The organism is Oryzomonas sagensis (assembly GCF_008802355.1).
Taxonomy (GTDB): Bacteria; Desulfobacterota; Desulfuromonadia; order Geobacterales; family Pseudopelobacteraceae; genus Oryzomonas; species Oryzomonas sagensis.
Map to the genome: position 1 here is coordinate 1,540,057 of NZ_VZRA01000001.1, position 15,620 is coordinate 1,555,676.

At 55.7% G+C, this 15,620-nt stretch carries 14 protein-coding genes; 12 read left to right on the forward strand and 2 right to left on the reverse strand.

Annotation, left to right across the window (positions count from 1 at the left end; genetic code table 11):
* Window position 1: 1 nt before the first annotated feature.
* The 11 genes from F6V30_RS07115 (at window position 2) to F6V30_RS07165 (ending at window position 13,077) form a co-directional block, all read left to right on the forward strand.
* Entirely contained in the window at window positions 2-634 is a 633-nt protein-coding gene (locus tag F6V30_RS07115) for a winged helix-turn-helix transcriptional regulator (RefSeq protein WP_151156194.1), read from the forward strand.
* Window positions 631-1,797: a non-hydrolyzing UDP-N-acetylglucosamine 2-epimerase gene (wecB, locus tag F6V30_RS07120; RefSeq protein ID WP_151156196.1), complete on the forward strand. Its 1,167-nt coding sequence runs from the start codon at window positions 631-633 to the stop codon at window positions 1,795-1,797. The genes F6V30_RS07115 and wecB overlap by 4 nt, the downstream gene beginning before the upstream one ends.
* Window positions 1,798-2,197: 400 nt before the next feature.
* Entirely contained in the window at window positions 2,198-3,724 is a 1,527-nt protein-coding gene (locus F6V30_RS07125) for an oligosaccharide flippase family protein (protein ID WP_151156198.1), read from the forward strand.
* Between the two features lie 34 nt (window positions 3,725-3,758).
* Entirely contained in the window at window positions 3,759-4,424 is a 666-nt protein-coding gene (locus F6V30_RS07130) for a methyltransferase domain-containing protein (protein WP_151156200.1), read from the forward strand.
* Window positions 4,425-4,434: 10 nt separating this feature from the next.
* Window positions 4,435-5,478 (forward strand): glycosyltransferase family 9 protein, encoded by a 1,044-nt coding sequence (locus tag F6V30_RS07135; protein WP_151156202.1) that lies wholly within the window; start codon window positions 4,435-4,437, stop codon window positions 5,476-5,478.
* Window positions 5,475-6,608 (forward strand): glycoside hydrolase family 99-like domain-containing protein, encoded by a 1,134-nt coding sequence (locus tag F6V30_RS07140; RefSeq protein ID WP_151156204.1) that lies wholly within the window; start codon window positions 5,475-5,477, stop codon window positions 6,606-6,608. Before F6V30_RS07135 ends, F6V30_RS07140 begins: the two co-directional genes overlap by 4 nt.
* Window positions 6,605-7,612 (forward strand): glycosyltransferase family 2 protein, encoded by a 1,008-nt coding sequence (locus tag F6V30_RS07145; protein WP_151156206.1) that lies wholly within the window; start codon window positions 6,605-6,607, stop codon window positions 7,610-7,612. Before F6V30_RS07140 ends, F6V30_RS07145 begins: the two co-directional genes overlap by 4 nt.
* 3 nt (window positions 7,613-7,615) lie before the next feature.
* On the forward strand, window positions 7,616-8,602 hold the full coding sequence (locus F6V30_RS07150) for a glycosyltransferase family 2 protein (RefSeq protein WP_151156208.1): 987 nt from the start codon (window positions 7,616-7,618) through the stop codon (window positions 8,600-8,602).
* Window positions 8,599-9,813 (forward strand): glycosyltransferase family 4 protein, encoded by a 1,215-nt coding sequence (locus tag F6V30_RS07155; protein ID WP_151156210.1) that lies wholly within the window; start codon window positions 8,599-8,601, stop codon window positions 9,811-9,813. The genes F6V30_RS07150 and F6V30_RS07155 overlap by 4 nt, the downstream gene beginning before the upstream one ends.
* A 101-nt stretch (window positions 9,814-9,914) precedes the next feature.
* Window positions 9,915-12,362: a glycosyltransferase family protein gene (locus tag F6V30_RS07160; protein WP_151156212.1), complete on the forward strand. Its 2,448-nt coding sequence runs from the start codon at window positions 9,915-9,917 to the stop codon at window positions 12,360-12,362.
* A complete protein-coding gene (locus F6V30_RS07165) occupies window positions 12,352-13,077 on the forward strand; it encodes a tRNA1(Val) (adenine(37)-N6)-methyltransferase (protein ID WP_151156214.1) in 726 nt (241 codons plus the stop codon). Before F6V30_RS07160 ends, F6V30_RS07165 begins: the two co-directional genes overlap by 11 nt.
* 81 nt (window positions 13,078-13,158) lie before the next feature.
* Here F6V30_RS07165 and F6V30_RS07170 read toward each other — a convergent pair whose 3' ends face one another.
* Both F6V30_RS07170 and F6V30_RS07175 read right to left on the reverse strand, forming a co-directional pair.
* The gene (locus F6V30_RS07170) at window positions 13,159-14,025 is read right to left on the reverse strand and encodes a chemotaxis protein CheX (protein ID WP_151156216.1); all 867 of its coding nucleotides are present in this window, start codon (window positions 14,023-14,025) and stop codon (window positions 13,159-13,161) included.
* 43 nt (window positions 14,026-14,068) lie between these two features.
* Window positions 14,069-14,428, reverse strand: a complete 360-nt coding sequence (locus tag F6V30_RS07175; RefSeq protein WP_149306629.1) for a response regulator — start codon at window positions 14,426-14,428, stop codon at window positions 14,069-14,071.
* Between the two features lie 178 nt (window positions 14,429-14,606).
* Here F6V30_RS07175 and F6V30_RS07180 point away from each other — a divergent pair, with 178 nt between their 5' ends.
* Window positions 14,607-15,620 carry a peptidylprolyl isomerase gene (locus F6V30_RS07180; protein WP_151156218.1) on the forward strand — a complete coding sequence of 338 codons (1,014 nt, stop codon included), beginning with the start codon at window positions 14,607-14,609 and terminating at the stop codon, window positions 15,618-15,620.

Below are 15,620 nucleotides of genomic sequence, written 5' to 3' on the forward strand. Positions count from 1 at the left end.
TATGAACAATAGTGAAAATTCACTCGAATCCTACCGCTCCCTCTTGCTGCTTTCCGAGATAACCGGCGAAGAACCCCTGTCCCAGCGGGAACTCTCCCGCCGGCTCGGCATTGCCGTCGGTCTGGTCAACTCCTACCTGAAAAACCTTGTTTCCAAAGGCTACGTGCGGGTCAAGAACTTCCCCAGCAACCGCTACGCCTATCTCCTCACCCCTCAAGGGCTGGCCGAGAAGAGCCGCCTGGCCTATCAGCACCTCAGCTACTTCACCAGCCTCTACACCGTTGCCCGCCAGGACTACCTGGACCTGTTCCGCCGCCTGGAAGCCGCCGGCGTGCGGGAGGTCGCCTTCTGCGGGGTGGACGAGGTGGCCGAGGTGGCCTACCTGTCGTTGCAGGAGACCGATATCAAGCTGGTTGCGGTCATGGACGACGCACGTGCCGGCGAGACCTTCTTCGGGGTGCCGGTCGTCGCACTGGCGGCGGGGGCGCCCCAGTTGACTGCCTCACTGGTGATTTCCTCCCTGAAGCGACGCAATGAGTTGCTGCAGGCGCTCCTGGGGCAGGGGATCGCCTTGGGGCGGATCTTCACCGCCGGAGCGGATACGGGCAAGGAAAATGGCGGAGGCCGGGCGTGATCAAGGTCCTCTCCATATTCGGCACGCGCCCCGAAGCGATCAAGATGGCCCCGGTGGTCAAGGAACTTGAGAAACATGCGGATCGCTTCGTCAGCCGTGTCTGCGTCACGGCCCAGCATCGCCAGATGCTCGACCAGGTGCTGCATCTCTTCGGCATTGTCCCTGATTACGACCTGGACATCATGAAGCCGGGCCAGAACCTCTTCGACATCACCTGCAACGTGCTGCTGGGGCTGCGCGGGGTATTGGAAGAGGAGCGGCCCGATATCGTCCTGGTCCACGGCGATACGACCACCACCATGGCCGCCTCGCTGGCCGCCTACTATCTGCGCATCCCCGTGGGGCACGTGGAGGCGGGGTTGCGGACGCACAACAAGTACGCCCCCTTCCCGGAGGAGATCAACCGGCACGTCGCCGGGGTGATTGCGGACCTGCATTTTGCACCCACGCCGTGGGCGCGGGACAACCTGCTGCGCGAGGGGGTCGCCCCCGCAACCATCCACGTCACCGGCAACACGGTGATCGACGCGCTCCTGGCGGTCGTCGGCAAGGTGCGGCAGCCGGAGCACGAAGCGGGGATCATGGAACGCTTGCGCCGGTGTCTCCCGGAAAATTCACCCGTTGTGACCTCCCGGACCTCTCGGGTGATCCTGGTCACCGGCCACCGCCGTGAGAACTTCGGCGAAGGCTTCGAAAATATCTGCCGGGCGCTGGCTGAAATAGGTGAGACGTATTCTGACGTAGAGATCGTCTACCCCGCCCACCAGAACCCCAATGTTCAAGAGCCGGTACGGCACCTCCTGGGCAGCAAGCATGGCAACATCCACCTGATCGAACCGCAGGATTATCTCCCCTTTGTCTGGCTGATGAACCGCTCCCACCTGATCATCACCGATTCCGGCGGCGTACAGGAAGAGGCGCCGTCATTGGGTAAGCCGGTGCTGGTCATGCGCGAGACCACCGAACGTCCCGAGGCCCTTGAGGCTGGAACGGTGCGGCTGGTCGGAACGGACCACAAGAGGATTGTGGCTGAGGCTGGCCGCCTGCTTACGGACGGGGAGGCATATAGGGCAATGAGTCAGGCCCATAATCCGTATGGGGATGGGAAAGCGGCGGGGAGGATTGTCAGTGCTCTGGCCGATGCGATAGTTACTTGCTGGTGATCTCCTCTCTGAAGCGGCGAGGTGGAATACTGAAGACTCTTGAAGCTATCGAGATTCCCTCCGCTGATTTTTTGTGAACTCGACAAAAATGGACTGAACCATTAATGCCAGAAGATGGAACCATGACGATGAGAGATGAGATCATCGATTTCCTTAAGGAACATAATTGTCCGTAAAATGGACATAAGCTGACCTGATGAACATCATCTGGGGCCTTCAAAGGCGTTGCGGTTCACTTGCGCCGTCTGAGGATTTCAGAAAGTGCCATGTCGGGTTGGAGAAAACTGACAGTATCTGTATGCAGCTTATAAGCATTGGAGGAGACGTCAAACAAATGATGGTTGAAACTAGAATAAGGCTGTACGTCAAAATTTCCAAAGTTATCATACCGGAGTGAACATTGAGTTCAGAAGTAGGATCTAGGATTGCCAAAAATTCAATTTTTAATTTTGCCCGAACGTTACTCACCATTCCGATAACAATATTTATCACTCCTTTTATCATCAGATATGTGGGGAGGGACGAGTTTGGTATATGGGCATTGGTTGGCGTCATCTCCTCCTATGCCCAGTTGAGTGATTTCGGGATTACGGACAGCCTTATCAAATTTATGGCTGAATACAAGGTCAAAAACGATCATCAACAGCTCAACAGGCTCATCAATACCGCCTTTGTAGCCTATATTTTCATGAGTATTGCCTTTTGTGTGATCTTCTTCTTTGCCTTGCCGTTCATCATAACTACTATTCTAAGTATTCCTCCTGAACTTGTAAAAAAGGCCACGTACGTTTTTACCATCGCCATAGCCCTCTTTTTTGTAAATATGACAATGAGTGTTTTCGGTTCCTTGATCATCGGTTTCCAGCGTATGGGGTACAGCAACCTCATATCATTCATTTCAACAATCATAATGGCCTGTGGGACTTTCGTTGCCCTGTCACGAGGTTACGGACTCGTAGGTTTAATCCACAATAACGTGCTCATCACCATCTTTGTCATTTTCTCAAACTTATTCGTTGCATGGCGGTTATTTCCGCAGGTGGCCCTGAATCCCTTTAAATACTTCAGTATGGAGACTTTAAAGCTGATTTTCGGCTTCAGTTGGAAGGTCCAGTTGTCCTCCATTTCCAACCTGCTCGTCTACCAAGTGGACCGGGTACTCCTTAGTCATTACCTTGGACTGGGGGCGGTCAGTAATTATGAGGTTGCCAATCGGATCGCCACCCAGGCCAGGGTTTTCATTGCGTCGGTATTTACTCCCATGGTTCCCGCCGCCTCATCGTTACAGGCCACCGATGAATCGGACAAAGTGCGCGGGCTGTATAACAGATCAATGAAATACATGGCCGTTGCAGCCATTCCGTTTTCCGCCCTCGTCATTGCCTTGGCGCACCCTTTCGTCAGGACCTGGCTGGGCGAAGGGTATGCAACAAGCGCTTATACCATGCAGTTTCTCATGTTAGCTTATATGATCAACCTGCTTCCCGGACCGGGGAATTTCATTCTTCACGGGATAAACAAACCGCATATCCCAATGTTGAATTCCATAGGCGCTGGAATAACAAATCTTATACTGTGTTTCGTCCTTGTGCAGCAGCTCGGTTACTATGGGATCATCATCGGTATTTTAGCAACTATAATTATTTTCAGTCTGACATTCCTTTTTATGGTGCACAAAGAAATTCATGGGTTAAGTTGGACTTTGTATGCCAGCATATATATAAAGCCAATCATAATTTCAACAGCTTTATGCGCCATGTTAGTTGTAGTAAATATACTGTTGCCATTTAAAGGGTACGCCCTCTTGAGTCTTCTATCATTGATATATTTTGCAATCGTATCCTTTGTCATGTTAAAAGGAAGCTATTTCGATCAGTTCGACCGCCTGACCTTATCGAAGCTTAATCCATTTGGCAAAGTCAGATAACATCTCCCCCAATAGATGAAAGGTTTAGATTGCTATGGATGAAACCTCTAAAACGAAGAGTATTTGGACTACATTCGAAAAGTCCATCCTTACGGGGCATGGGATAGACATAGGCTGCGGGCCTGACCCGGTTAGCCCCAATGCCCGGAAATTCGATATAGAGGATGGCGATGCAAACGAAATCCTTCGCTTTGTCAATGACCAATTCGATTTTGTCTATTCATCGCACTGTCTTGAGCACATGAACGACCCGAAGAAGACTTTGCAGGATTGGTGGACGCTGGTGAAACCGGGTGGGCATCTTTTTCTGATCGTGCCTGATGAAGACCTTTATGAACAGGGGGTTTTCCCAAGCAGGTTCAACCCGGACCATAAGGCAACCTTTACCATATCGAAGACAAAGAGCTGGTCACCGGTATCGATGAATATTCTTGATCTCGCTCTTTCATTGCCGCAGTCGCAGCTTGTCGGTATTACCCTTCATGATCATGGATACGATAGAAGCATACAGTACAAAGGCATCGATAAGCCTACCCTGGTGACGCGGTTGATGATGCGGGGATACAGGTTGTTGAACCGTTTGACCTCCATTCGACTCCAATCGATGGATATCGTGCTATCCCATTTTTCCCCGGTGGATCAAACGCTCCGGCCGGGAGTCCTGGCGCAGATTCAGTGTATCGTCAGGAAGCAGCAGTAATGCGATTGTTATGAAAATCGACTGGCGCAGGGTGAAATACGTCAAGGGTATCCTTCCTTTTCTTCACAAGGGGGCTGTGCCCGTCATCTTTGCGCTGGATTATCTCAGGTTATGGCTGAGGCGGCGCAAGGTCAAGAAGGAAGCGCCGGAGCGCAAATTCGTCGTCATCAACCTCATCGAGCATTTCGGCGATATCGTGGCGTGTGAGCCGGTGGCACGTGACGTCAAGACGCGTGATCCGAATGCGTACCTCGTGTGGATGGTCAGGAGACCCTACCGTGAGCTTGTCCTCCATAACCCGGCAATCGACCAGGTGTTTGTCCTTTCCTGCCTTACGGAATGGATATACCTCGCCGGATCGGGGCTGTTTGACGAGATTATCGATCTCCATCCGCAGAATCGCAAATGTCCGATTTGCCACAGGCCATTACTGAAGGAACGCGGCAATACCGAGATCACCATAGAAACGTACTACAATTACGGCAATTTGCTGGCAGCCTACTGCCAGAGCGCCGGAATTCCCGTCATCGAGGATCAGCCGAGGCTCTACATCCCTCATGAGACAGGTCAGCGCATTGATCTTCTCGGGCTGCCGGAACGTTTCGTTGTCGCCCATTGTTCATCCAATGAGGCGAGCCGGGACTGGACGCAGGAAAAATGGCGGCAGCTTGCGCAAGATGTCATGAGCAACCTTGATCTTCCGGTCGTCGAGATCGGGCTGAAGCCGCTACTTGATCTTGAATCCGACCGCTATGTGAATCTGTGCGGCCAATTGTCGCTGCTTGAAACTGCCGAAGTCATCAGGCGTGCGAGATTGTTTATCGGGATCGACAGTGGCCCGGCACATCTTGCAAATGCAGTCGGCACTTTCGGAATAATCCTTCTTGGCGAGTACAGAAATTTTAAACGTTACATGCCATACAGCGGCGGCTACGCAAATGGCGAAAATGCAAATATACTTTATCACGCTGGACCCGTGGCTGAGATTTCCGTCAATAGGGTATGTGATGCAATTAGAGAATACGTCAATGAAATGAATGGTGATTCTGAATGAAAACAATTGCATTTTATCTCCCACAATACCACCCGATTCCTGAAAACGACGCTTGGTGGGGGAAAGGTTTCACTGAGTGGACAAATGTTGCGAAGGCCAGGCCGCTTTTTCTGGGGCATCACCAACCGCAAATACCTGCCGATCTCGGCTTCTACGACCTGAGACTCGAGGAAACGCGAATCGCTCAGGCTGAATTGGCGAGGGAGTACGGTATAGGGGGATTCTGTTACTATCATTACTGGTTCAACGGGAAGATGCTGCTGGAAAGACCCTTCAATGATGTGCTGACGTCAAGCAAACCGGATTTCCCGTTCTGCCTTTGCTGGGCAAATGAAAATTGGACTCGGAGATGGGATGGCTTGGAACAGGAAATTCTTATGCGGCAAAACTATGACGACTACGATCCTATCCAGCATGCTCAATGGCTGGTACAGGCATTTAAAGACCAAAGGTACATTAAGATCAGTGGCAGACCGTTGTTTCTTGTGTACAGGGCCGACCATCTAAAGAACATTCGTAATGTGTTAGCTGCATGGAAAGCCTATGCGCTGGAATCAGGTTTTCCGGGTCTTTATGTCTGCGCAGTAAAGAACAATCAATATAAACTTTCTGATGCCGAGACGATAGAAGCAGGTTTTGATGCCATAGTGGAATTTCAGCCAAATCCGAGTGATTTGAAGGGCGCGGCAATGAATCTGAAAACCGTAACGCTGGTAAGAAAACTGAATGCTATTTTGGAAAAGTTAAACCTACCTCGAAAAAGTGACTATGTGAGGTACGATTATTCAAAGGTCGTCGAAGCTGCAATAAAAAAATCTCCGCCGGCTTATAAAACCTTTCCTTGCATTTTCCCCAATTGGGACAATACATCAAGACGCCGATTTGGAATAACGGTAATCCAAAATGATGACGCGACGCTATATGCGAAATGGCTCGAGAGTTCTATGATGGCTGTGGAGAACAATCCAGAGGATGAAAAAATTGTTTTTGTGAATGCCTGGAACGAATGGGCTGAAGGTTGTCATCTTGAACCGGATACCCATACCGGGAGGAAGTTCCTTGAAGCAACCCTGGAAACTCTAAATAATTTTTTGCCAAAAAATACTCAAAGCAAAAGTGAACCGACGTGAGCACCGCCTGTCAATTTTCAATCATCATCCCCAACTGGAATGGTATAGAGCATATTGAAGAGTGTCTCCTGTCAGTTGGACAACAGAGATTCAAAGATTTTGATGTTGTGGTTGTTGACAATGCGTCTACGGATAGATCTGTTCAATTTATACATGAACACTTTCCAGGGGTTAAGGTGGTGGCGCTTGCGGACAATTTGGGCTTTTCCGCCGGAGTGAACTGCGGAATCCGTGCCTCAATCGGGAAATTCGTTGTCCTCCTGAACAATGATACGGTTGTGGCTCCCAACTGGCTGGAAAACCTGGTAAAGGCAATTCAGGACAACCCCAATGTTTCAATCTTCGCGTCGAAGCTCTTAAATTATTATGATCGGGGTGTCATTGACTCTGCCGGAGATGCTCTTGATCTGTCGCTTGGTCCGTATAAGATCGGCGAATACCAGCCGAAAGGCCAGTTCTCCGAAAGCAGGTTCATTTTTGGCGCATGCGGTGGCGGCGGCTGTTACCGTCGGGAGATATTTGACCAAATAGGTGCATTTGACGAGGATTTTTTTGCCTACTTCGAGGATATCGACCTCAGTTTTCGGGCAAATTGGGCTGGCATTCGCACGCTCTTTGTTCCTGATGCTGTCATCTACCACAAGATAGCCGCGACATCGGGGGCATCCTCCGCAAACAAGGATCGTTTCGACATCCTGCGGCGACGTAATTTCATATTCCTGGTAATAAAGAATTACTCACTTCCGCTACTAGCTCGGCATCTCCCGTTTATAATGCTGGGACATGTGGCGCAGTTTCTGCGGAATATTTCACAGCGGCGCTGGCGTGTTGCGTTTGAAACGCAATGGATGATCCTTAATGGGTTGTCCGGGATGATGCGGAAACGGCGCCAGATATTGGCTGCCCGAATGATAGGAACCGGAGAGATGAGAGAGCTGTGCAGCTCAAAGTATGGTGGCACGGTTGCCTTTCTCCGTAAAAAACTCGGATCAGGGCGGGGCTAAGGGGTGCTTTGTGTCTCTGTCATCATCCTGACCTGGAACGGGCGCCAGTACTTGGATAGTTGTCTGAATTCTCTTGCAACTCAGACCTTCCGGGATTTCGAGACGATCCTGGTGGACAACGGCTCCCGCGACGGCTCGGCTGCTTATGTGCGGAACGCCTATCCCTGGGTACGGCTGGTGGAACTGCCGGAGAACGTGGGTTTTGCCGAAGGGAACAACCGGGGGCTGGCCGTTGCCAAGGGCGCCCATATCGTGACCCTCAACAACGACACCGCGGTGCAGCCGGAATTCCTCGCCGAACTGGTGGCGGCGGTGGAGGCCGACCCCGGCATCGGCATGGTGGCGGCCAAGATGCTTAACTTTTACCGGACCGGCCGCATCGACTCGGTGGGGGTGCGGCCGACAACGGCAGGACTCGGCATGAATATCGGGGTCGGCGAGGCGGACGAGGGGCAGTACGACGTGCCGTCCGAGGTCTTTGGCCCCTGCGCCGGGGCGGCGCTGTACCGGCGGGCCATGCTGGAGGAGATCGGCTTCTTTGATGGGGATTTTTTCGCCTATTACGAGGACCTGGACCTGGCTTGGCGGGGCAGGCTGGCGGGGTGGCGGGCCGTGACAGCCCCGCGCGCGGTGGTGTACCATGTCCATTCGGCCACCGGGGGGCGCATGAGTCCGTTTACCGTGTATCAGGTCCAGCGCAACAAGTGGTATGTGCTGCTGAAAAACTGGCCGCCGACGCTGCTGCTGCGCCATCTGCCCCGAATCCTCGCCTGGGATGGGGCCGCGCTGCTGCTGGCGCTCGTGCGGGGGCGGTTCGTGCCGGCGCTGCGGGCGCGGTTGCACGTGCTGCGCGACCTTCCGGCGCTGCTGCGCAAGCGGCGCGAAATAGCGCGCCTGCGCCGGTTGGACAACGTCCGGATCGCGGGGCTGCTGGCGCGGGGGGCCTCCCCTTTGGGAATCTTTCTGCGCAAGATGGGGAGCGGGGTATGAAGATCGTCTTTCTCGCACCCTTCGGCATCCGCCCCAAGGGGACCGTGATCGCCCGCATGCTGCCGCTGGCGGCGGAGTTGCAGGGCCTGGGCCACCAGGTGGTGATTATCGCCCCCCCCTATACCAATCCCGAGGACTCGGGGAAGACGGAGGTGCTGCGCGGGGTGCGGCTGGTGAACGTTGCGCTCCCGGCCGGCGGTAATGCCCGGCGGGCCCTCCCCCTGGCGTGGCGTATGTTTCGGGCCGCCCTCCGTGAACGGGCGGATGTGGTGCACCTCTTCAAGCCCAAGGGATACGGCGGCCTGGCGGCCATGGCGCATATCGCGCTGCACCGGCTGGGGGTAGGGCTCCCCCCGCTGTTCGTGGATACCGACGATTGGGAGGGTAAGGGGGGGATGAACGAGCTCCACACCTACTCTTCGCTTGAAAAACGTTTCTTCGCCTTTCAGGAACAGTGGCTGTCCCGCCATGCCGCCGGTATGACCGTCGCCAGCCGCGAACTGGAACGGCTGACCGCCGGGCTGGGGGTGGCGGCCGCAAAGATCCTCTATCTGCCCAACTGCGTGGAGCAGGCTCCGCCGGGGGATGGCCTTCGCGCCCGGAAACGGTTGGGTATTGAAGCGGCTGCGCCGGTGGTGCTATTGTATACCCGCTTCTTCGAGTTTTCCCAGGAGCGCCTGCACCGGCTGTTTGCCGACCTGTACCGAAGGGTCCCCGGAGTCCGTTTCCTGGTGGTGGGCAAGGGGCGGCACGGCGAGGAGGAGCGGCTGGCCGGTGCCGCGGAAACCGGGGGCTTCGGGGAAGCGCTGGTCATGGCGGGCTGGGTCGAGCCGCAGGAGATTCCCGATTATCTGGCGGCCGCCGACGTGGCCATCTATCCGCTGGACGATACCCTGGTCAACCGGGCCAAATGCCCCGCCAAGCTGACGGAGATCATCCGGGCGGGCATACCGGTTGTGGCGGACCGGGTCGGGCAGGCTGCCGAATACGTGAGCGACGGTGCGTCGGGATATTTGTGCGATCCCGCCCAGGCGGAAGCCATGGCGGAAAAGACGGCCGCCCTCGCGCTGGACAGGACGTTGGGCAGGCAGGTCGGGGAAAAGGGACGCCGTTACCTCGCGGAGCGATTCACGTGGCATGAGTTCGCCGGGAGGCTGGCGATGTTTTACGAGGGGAATTGTCGGCAAAAATCTGACGCTTGCTGTCGCTAGGGACGGGATGACTATGCTCCCACAGAAGTTGCTGCTCGGACAATATCCTGCGCTATGCGGGAATATCGGTACATAAAACGAGAATCGGAGATGATCATTGCATGAGTGACCGTACGAAAAAACTGGCCATTTTTACCGGCATGCTGCTTGTTTTGCTCTGTTTCTTCTCGCGCATCCTGTTTACCGACAAGATAATCCGCGCCCCTGACATCATCGGCGAGTTTTACTGGGGGGTACGGGGAATCAGGGATATGAAGTTCCTCGATATCCTCCCTTCCTGGAGTCTCCAGGCGTCGTGGGACATGATGATCAACAGCGGCTACTCGGTCGAGGGGGGGGATGTCTCCTTGGCCTTTCTTGTCTGGAGGAATCTCCTGTTCTGGCTGATTCCCGCTCCGGAGAGCGTGGCCTGGTTCATCGTGCTCCACCTCTTCTTTGGCGCATGCGGCACCTACCTCTGCTGCCGCGTCATCGGCGCCGGTCGGCTCGCAGCGTTCCTGGGAGGGCTGATATTCGTTCTGGCGCCAGAAAATGCATCGCTCATCAATGCCGGCCACGTGATGAAGATCGCTACCATCTGCTACGCCCCCTGGGCCTTCTATTTCCTGGAGCGGGGGTTTCAGACGCGGCGGGTGATTTTTTTCCTTACCACCGCTTTCGTATTGGCCTTCCAGTTCTTCAACACCCATTGGCAGATCGCGTTCTACACTTGTCTGTGCGTCGGCGCTTACGGCATTTGCCGGTTGCTCGGCATCGTGGTCGCGGACAAGGAAGAGGGGAAGAAGCTGTTCCCCCGGTTGTTCGGCATGAACATGGTGCTGCTGGTGTTCTTCCTGACCACGGTTGCTATTTCGCTGCTGCCGCTGGCCAACTGGTCCAAGGATACCAACCGGGGCGTGCAGAGCGGAGCCAACCAGGCGGCTGGCAGCAGTGTTACGAAAGGCGGGTTGGGTGTGGAGGAGGCCATGTCCTGGTCCCTGCCGCCGGAAGAATTGGGGGCCTTTGTCATCCCCGGATTTTTCGGCCTCTCCCGCCAGGAAGCGGGGGATAACCCTTCAAACATCGCCTCGTATTACTGGGGGAGGATGCGCTTCACCCAGACGGTCAGTTATATGGGGCTGATCCCCTGGCTGTTGCTGCCGTTGCCGCTGATCTTCCGGCGCGACAAGTATACCTGGCTGTCGCTGGGCGGAATTGTCGGCGGCATCCTGTTCTCCATGGGCAAATACACGCCTTTCTACTGGATGCTGTACAGGTTTTTCCCTGGAATCAACCATTTCAGGGTGCCCAAGATGATGATGTTCATTCCGGTGCTGGGGCTGGCGATCCTGGCCGCCCGGGGGATTGATCTGATCAAGGATGAGGAGGTACGCAAAACAAAGGAGTTTTTCCGGTACCTTCTCGGCATTACCGTGCTGCCGATAGTGCTGTTTATCCTGCTGGGGATAGAACGTGCGGGAGCGGATCACTGGATGGGGCAATTTATGGATATGCTTGCCCAACCGACCCGTTATGAACAGGGACCGCAACTGGTTGGGCAACGCTGGGCCAACCTGGTGCGTGAAACGGCCCTTGCCGGCGGGCTGGCTGCGGTCTGCGCCGCAGTGCTCTGGATGCTGAGGAAGCCGCGTCTGGTGGCTGCGGTTCCGTGGTTGTTGCTGCTGCTGTTTGTCGGCGATACGTGGCGGATCAACGACAAATTCCTCTTTCTCACGGAAGCCCCGGTCAAGGCAAAGGCGGGTGAGGCATCACCGTTGCTGAGGTTCCTGAAGTCTACCCCGAAGACTTGGCGCGTGTTGCCTATGGACGGCAGCGACCCGATGCTGTACGTATCGGAAGGCATTCCGGTGATGTTCACCTCCAATGCGGTTCAGCAGATGCGCTGGCAACAGTTTCTCGACGGTTTTAACCCGCTCGGTCCCATGCCGGATATCGTAAATGTAAAATACCTGATCATAGCGAACGAGAGCTATCAACAACAGAAAGGCCTGTTTGGCAATAAATTCGTCCCGGTTTTCACCGCTCCCGGCGGTGCCACGGTTGTTCTTGAAAACCGCAACGTACTGCCTAAGGGGTGGCTGGTGCCCGCTGTTGCGGTGATCAACGACCCCGCGCAACGGGTGGGAATCATACAAAATCCCGGTTTCAACCCCGCGGCGGTTGCCCTTGTTGAGTCCCCGCCGCCGATAGCCATGGCCAATCCGGATGGGGCGGTGCCGTTGGTCCGGCAACGTGTGACCGTACCGGTGTACGAGGGGAATCGTGTTGTGGTAGATGCGGCTGCTCCGGTGAATACTCTGCTTGTCCTGGGTGAAAAGTACTACAAAGGGTGGTACGCCTCTGTGGATGGCAATAAAGCCGAGATCGTGCCGGTGGATCATATCCTGCGCGGGGTATATCTGACGCCCGGCACCCATCGGGTGGAGTTCGACTTCGATCCGTTGCCGTTCAAGGTCGGCAAATGGCTGACCCTGGCGTCGTTCGCTCTCTTCGCCGCCATGCTGGGGCGGGAGTGGCGGTTGCGGAGAAAGGTGGAAGGTGCAAGCTGAGGAAACCACCGACGAACTCCGTGCCTACGACCTGCGGGTTCGCCAGCCGAAGGAGGGGTATCGTTTCTCCCTCGATCCGTTGCTGCTGTGCGATTTTGTCGCAGCGGGTTCCGGTGGCCGGGTAATCGATCTCGGCACCGGTTGCGGGATCATCCCGCTGATTCTCGCCCGGAAAGCCGCCGGGGCCTCCCTGGTCGGCGTGGAGTTCCAGGAGGAGGCGGCCGGGCTGGCAATGCGTAACGTCACCCTGAACGGCCTCCAGGAGCGGATCGGGATTATCTGCGACGATATCCTCTCCCTGCGCGGGAGGTTTCCGGTCTCGTCGTTCGATCTGGTGACTGCCAACCCTCCCTACCGTACGCCGGGCAGCGGCCGCATCAGTCCGCGCGCCGGCCGGGATCTTGCGCGCCATGAATCGAGCGCCGGCCTGTTCGATTTCCTGTCCGTTGCCAAATACCTGGTAAAACCGTCGGGAGCCATCTGTTTCATCAGCCATCCCTCGCGGCTGGCGGAGTTTGTCCGCTGTGCCGGGGAACTCAAGCTTGCGCTGCTCAGGCTCCGCATGGTGCACGGTTCCGCAGACGCGCCGGCAACGATGTTCTTGGCGCAGCTCGCCAAGGGCAGAAAAGGGGATACGCTGGTTCTGCCGCCGCTCCTTATCCACGATGAGCAGGGGGAGTACTCCGGCGAGGCGCAACGGATTCTGGGTGAATAGCCTTGTCGTATATGACCGGCATAGAAAAGGGCGCCCCTCGCAGGGCGCCCTTTCGGTACGGTGTCGGTTTGGGTGCCGCCTTTAGTTCTTGATGAAGAGCACCAGCTGCATGGTTTCGCCGTCCCCGACCAGGATCGGGAAGCAGAGGCCGGTATGGCCCGCCGGTACGGCCAGTCCCCCGGCGTCGGGGCGGATGGTGACCGGAGGGTTGATGTTGACGATCCTGCCGGCCTGAGATGCCTTGGCGGCGATGTTGCCGCACACCACGTTGACGAATTCCATCACGGTGTCTTCGAGAACCTCCTGCGGTTCATTATCCACCGATGCCTCGCGCAGGATCGCCTTGGCCACCGACTTCTGAAGCCCCTGGGAAACCGAGATGATAAAACGGGCATCCTGGTCGCCGGACAGGTCCATGGCCGCCATGACGAAGTTGGTGTCCACCGTGGTGACGGTTTGGCATTTTCCGGCCCTGAAGGGGAGCCCGAGAATACGGGTAATCATCTTGTAGGTCAGGTCTGCGGCCATCTCCCATATTTCGGGATTGGGGATGCCGGCGGGGAGTTCGACCCGCTCGGAGATGTACGGCGCCTGGTCGGCCTTGAATTCATTCAGATGCTGTTGAAGCTGCTCGTTGGAGAAGGCGCCCACAAGTACCAGGGCCTCGCCGATGTAGAGGTGGTTGTTCTTCTGGCGGGTGACGACCTCGTTCAACTGGGTAAGGGTCAGGATACCGATCTCCACCAGCAGATCCCCGAGTTTTATGTCGCGGGAGAGTTGTGCGTGGTGGGCGCGTTCGATATCGTTCGGCGTCACGTAGCCCATCGCCAGTGCCATCTCGCCAAATTTGAGGTTTTTCTGTTCCTGTAGTTCAATCGCCCTGAGCAGAGCCTCGCGTGAAACGATCCCTTTTTCCACCAGAAACTGCCCGAAAAATTTGACGGCCATGCACATATCCCCTTGTATCGTGAGTTTATTGGTGCTGAAAAAATCAGAGATCCCGAAGTATCTTCAGGACGTCGTCGGCCTCGAATGGTTTTGAGATGACATTCTTGGCGCCCAGTTTGAGCGCTTCGGTAAATTTATCGCCTACGCCGCCCAAGGAGGTGACCATGACCACCTTGACCTCCTTGTCCAACATCGACAGGCTGCGCAGGGCGGTCAGACCATCCATGCCGGGCATGTTCATGTCCATGCAGATAATGTCCGGGTCCTCGGCGTGATTCATCTTGATGGCCTCGGCGCCGTTTTTGGCATGTCCGACACACGTGAATTCACCAGATTCGGAAATGATCTTCTCGAGCTGTCGGGCTACGGAAAGGCTGTCGTCAACGACAAGAACCTTCTTCATGTGATGTCTCCTCCTGATGCGCATTGCGGCCGCTTCATGCCGGGCTGTCCAAAATTTAATGAGCGGAGCGAATGTACTCGAAAAGTGGTAAAATGTCAAAAATATGTTTGTCTTTAACCGGCCCGTAAAGCATGCTATATAGGAGCGCCATACCACACTCAGAGAAGGAGATTCGTTCATGCGCACACTCTGCCAGATCACCTGCAGATCACTGACGCTGATCACTGCATTCAGTCTGTTCGTTATTTCCGCTTCAGCCGCGGAGTCAGGACCGAAAACAACGCCGGCGCCTGGCGCCGCCGCTCTGCTACGGGGGCCGGTTGCCCGGGTAAACGGCACGGATATCCCGGCCGCCGAATTGAAACGGGCCCACAAGATTCTGGAGGCCAGCCAGCCCGTGGGGCAGCTTTCCGCAGACGAACAGAAGGAACTCGACACGCGGGTGGTGGACCAGCTGGTTTCCGCCGAACTGCTCTACCAGGCGGGCTCGAAGCTGGAGATCAAGGACCTCGACAAGCAGGTGGACGCCAAGATCGTACAGAGCAAGGGGCGTTTTGCCAGCGAGGCGGAGTTTGCCAAGGCTATCCAAGCCATTGACATGACAGAAAAGGAACTTCGCGAGTATACCCGCAGGGACCTGATCATCTCCAATTTCGTCACTTCGACCATTGCCCCCAAGATTGCGGTCAGCGAAGAGGAAAGCAAGAAGTTTTACGACCAGAATACGGATAAATTCCGGCAGGAGGAAAAGGTGAGGGCCAGCCACATCCTGTGCGGCATAGACACCAAGGCGAGTGCCGAAGAAAAGAAGAAGGCCCGTGAAAAGGCGGAAAAATTGCGCAAGGAATTGGCCAATGGAGCGGACTTCGCCACCCTGGCCAAGGAAAATTCAACCTGCCCCAGCAGCAAGCAGGGGGGGGACCTGGGGTTCTTCGGCAGGGGGCAGATGGTGCCGCCGTTCGAGCAGGCCGCTTTTGCCCTCAAGCCGGGTGAGATAAGCGACGTGGTCGAAACCCAGTTCGGCTACCACATCATCAAGCAAACGGAAAAGACAAAGGCCGAGACCGTACCGTTCAGCACGGTCCGCCCCCGGATAGAGGAGTACTTGAAGAACCAGAAGATCAACGCCGCGGTGGGTGATTTCCTGACGGAGCTCCGGAAGACCGCCAAGGTTGAGGTCCTGCTGAAGTAG

Bases quoted from the DNA above. Each gene is read 5' to 3' on its own strand.
- F6V30_RS07115 (WP_151156194.1), top strand. From the start codon at position 2: ATGAACAATAGTGAAAATTCACTCGAATCCTACCGCTCCCTCTTGCTG.
- F6V30_RS07130 (WP_151156200.1), top strand. From the start codon at position 3,759: ATGGATGAAACCTCTAAAACGAAGAGTATTTGGACTACATTCGAAAAG.
- F6V30_RS07135 (WP_151156202.1), top strand. From the start codon at position 4,435: ATGAAAATCGACTGGCGCAGGGTGAAATACGTCAAGGGTATCCTTCCT.
- F6V30_RS07140 (WP_151156204.1), top strand. From the start codon at position 5,475: ATGAAAACAATTGCATTTTATCTCCCACAATACCACCCGATTCCTGAA.
- F6V30_RS07155 (WP_151156210.1), top strand. From the start codon at position 8,599: ATGAAGATCGTCTTTCTCGCACCCTTCGGCATCCGCCCCAAGGGGACC.
- F6V30_RS07160 (WP_151156212.1), top strand. From the start codon at position 9,915: ATGAGTGACCGTACGAAAAAACTGGCCATTTTTACCGGCATGCTGCTT.
- F6V30_RS07170 (WP_151156216.1), bottom strand. From the start codon at position 14,025: ATGGCCGTCAAATTTTTCGGGCAGTTTCTGGTGGAAAAAGGGATCGTT.
- F6V30_RS07175 (WP_149306629.1), bottom strand. From the start codon at position 14,428: ATGAAGAAGGTTCTTGTCGTTGACGACAGCCTTTCCGTAGCCCGACAG.
- F6V30_RS07180 (WP_151156218.1), top strand. From the start codon at position 14,607: ATGCGCACACTCTGCCAGATCACCTGCAGATCACTGACGCTGATCACT.